Origin of the sequence: Streptomyces purpurogeneiscleroticus, from assembly GCF_020024005.1 — a bacterium.
In the GTDB taxonomy this organism is placed as follows: Bacteria; Actinomycetota; Actinomycetes; order Streptomycetales; family Streptomycetaceae; genus Streptomyces; species Streptomyces purpurogeneiscleroticus.
Genome location: NZ_NHSG01000228.1, coordinates 1 through 2,657, shown reverse-complemented (window position 1 = coordinate 2,657; position 2,657 = coordinate 1). Strand labels below are relative to the sequence as shown.

Below are 2,657 nucleotides of genomic sequence, written 5' to 3'. Positions count from 1 at the left end.
TCACGGATCTCCCGCCCGACGGCCGAGTCGTCCCCCTCCTCCCCCCGGCCCTCGGCCCGGAGCTCCTTTACCGCCTCCAGAAACGACGCCTGGACACGCAGCGTGGGTGCGATCAGCTGTGGCATCGCAACAGTGTGCGGCCAACACTTCGGCCCGGCCACCGAATTGCGGCGACCGGGCCGAACTGCCGTACGTCGGTGTCTGCTACTTCACGACCGTGAGCGGGAGCAGCTTCTTCCCGGTCGGGCCGATCTGGATCTCCGTGTCCATCTGCGGGCACACCCCGCAGTCGAAGCAAGGGGTCCAGCGGCAGTCGTCGACCTCGGTTTCGTCGAGGGCGTCCTGCCAGTCCTCCCAGAGCCAGTCCTTGTCCAGGCCGGAGTCCAGGTGGTCCCAGGGGAGGACCTCTTCGTAGGTGCGCTCGCGGGTGGTGTACCAGGCGACGTCGACGCCGTAGTCGGGGAGGGTCTTCTCCGCGGCCTGCATCCAGCGGTCGTAGGAGAAGTGCTCGCGCCAGCCGTCGAAGCGGCCGCCGTCCTCGTAGACCGCGCGGATCACGGCGCCGATGCGGCGGTCGCCGCGGGAGAGCAGGCCCTCGACGATGCCGGGCTTGCCGTCGTGGTAGCGGAAGCCGATGGAGCGGCCGTACTTCTTGTCGCCGCGGATCTTGTCGCGGAGCTTCTCCAGGCGGGCGTCGGTCTCCTCGGCGGAGAGCTGCGGGGCCCACTGGAAGGGGGTGTGCGGCTTGGGGACGAAGCCGCCGATGGAGACCGTGCAGCGGATGTCGTTCTGGCCGGAGACCCGGCGGCCCTCGGCGATGACGTTGACCGCCATGTCGCCGATCTGCAGCACGTCCTCGTCGGTCTCGGTCGGCAGGCCGCACATGAAGTACAGCTTCACCTGCCGCCAGCCGTTGCCGTAGGCCGTGGAGACCGTACGGATGAGGTCCTCCTCCGAGACCATCTTGTTGATGACCTTGCGGATGCGTTCCGAGCCGCCCTCGGGCGCGAACGTCAGGCCCGAGCGGCGGCCGTTGCGGGTCAGCTCGTTGGCCAGGTCGATGTTGAACGCGTCGACGCGGGTGGAGGGGAGGGAGAGGCCGATCTTGTCCTCTTCGTACCGGTCGGCGAGGCCCTTGGCGATGTCGCCGATCTCGGTGTGGTCCGCGGAGGACAGCGACAGCAGGCCGACCTCCTCGAATCCCGTGGCCTTGAGGCCCTTGTCCACCATGTCGCCGATGCCGGTGATGCTTCGCTCCCGTACGGGACGCGTGATCATGCCGGCCTGGCAGAAACGGCAGCCGCGGGTGCAGCCACGGAAGATCTCGACCGACATCCGTTCGTGGACGGTCTCGGCCAGGGGGACGAGCGGCTGCTTCGGGTAGGGCCACTCGTCGAGGTCCATGACGGTGTGCTTGGACACGCGCCACGGGACGCCGGAGCGGTTCGGCACGACGCGGCTGATGCGGCCGTCGGCGAGGTACTCCACGTCGTAGAACTTGGGGACGTAGACGCTGCCGGTCTTCGCGAGGCGGAACAGCAGCTCGTCGCGGCCACCGGGGCGGCCCTCGTTCTTCCACGCCCGGATGATCTCGGTGATCTCCAGGACGGCCTGCTCGCCGTCGCCGACCACCGCGCAGTCCAGGAAGTCCGCGATCGGCTCGGGATTGAAGGCGGCGTGGCCGCCCGCGAGGATCAGCGGGTGGTCCTCCGTGCGGTCCTTGGCGTACATGGGGATGTTCGCCAGGTCCAGCGCGGTGAGCAGGTTGGTGTAGCCCAGCTCGGTGGAGAAGGAGACGCCGAGCACGTCGAACGCGTCGATGGGGCGGTGTGCGTCGACCGTGAACTGCGGCACACCGTGCTCGCGCATCAGCGCTTCGAGGTCGGGCCAGACGCTGTAGGTGCGCTCGGCGAGCACGCCGTCGCGCTCGTTCAGGACCTCGTACAGGATCTGGACGCCCTGGTTGGGCAGCCCGACCTCGTACGCGTCGGGGTACATGAGCGCCCAGCGCACGTCGCACGCGTCCCAGTCCTTGACGGTGGAGTTGAGCTCTCCACCGACGTACTGGATGGGCTTCTGGACATGCGGGAGAAGCGCTTCCAGGCGCGGGAAGACCGTCTCGACAGGCATCGCGGCGTTCTCTCTTAGATCGGCACAGCACAGCATGAGCTGGGAAGGGTGACCCTCAAGCCTAACGCGCTCCCCCGGCGGTACCCGAATCCGCGCCGACGTCGCTGGTCAGCGCCGCCCGGAGGTCCGGTGGGGCGATCGTGGCCCACAGGGCCGGCAGCTCGTGTTCGCGGGTGGTGGCGCGGGCCTCCTCGCGGGCGTACAGGACGCCGTACGCGAAGGCGTTCTCGCCCGCCGCGTGGGCCTGGGCGGCCAGGTCGCGCAGTGCTTCGCGGGCGACCACGCCGTCCTGGTGGTCGCCGAGCAGTTCCTGGAGCTCCGTCATGCGGGCGGCGAGCTCCTTCGCGGGGCGGCCCAGCTCGGGGCGGGCGGCCTCCGCCGCGTAGCGGGTGCGCTTGGCGGCCTTGCGGGCCTCGTGGAGGGCGAGGTCCCGGTCGGGGCCGGGCGGCGCGGCGAGCGCGGTCGCCACGTGGCCGGCCAGCCGCCGGAAGTCCCGCTCGACCGCTTTGGGCAGTACCCGGGCGGCG

Annotated in this window: 2 protein-coding genes; both read right to left on the bottom strand. The window is 69.9% G+C overall.

The genetic code is table 11. From position 1 onward, the window contains the following. Positions 1 to 204 precede the first annotated feature (204 nt). Positions 205 to 2,130 (bottom strand): TIGR03960 family B12-binding radical SAM protein, encoded by a 1,926-nt coding sequence (locus CCS38_RS14905; protein ID WP_223733745.1) that lies wholly within the window; start codon positions 2,128 to 2,130, stop codon positions 205 to 207. A 61-nt stretch (positions 2,131 to 2,191) separates the two neighbouring features. After that, a partial coding sequence (locus CCS38_RS14900) for a CHAD domain-containing protein (RefSeq protein WP_223733744.1) occupies positions 2,192 to 2,657 on the bottom strand: 466 nt, incomplete at its 5' end.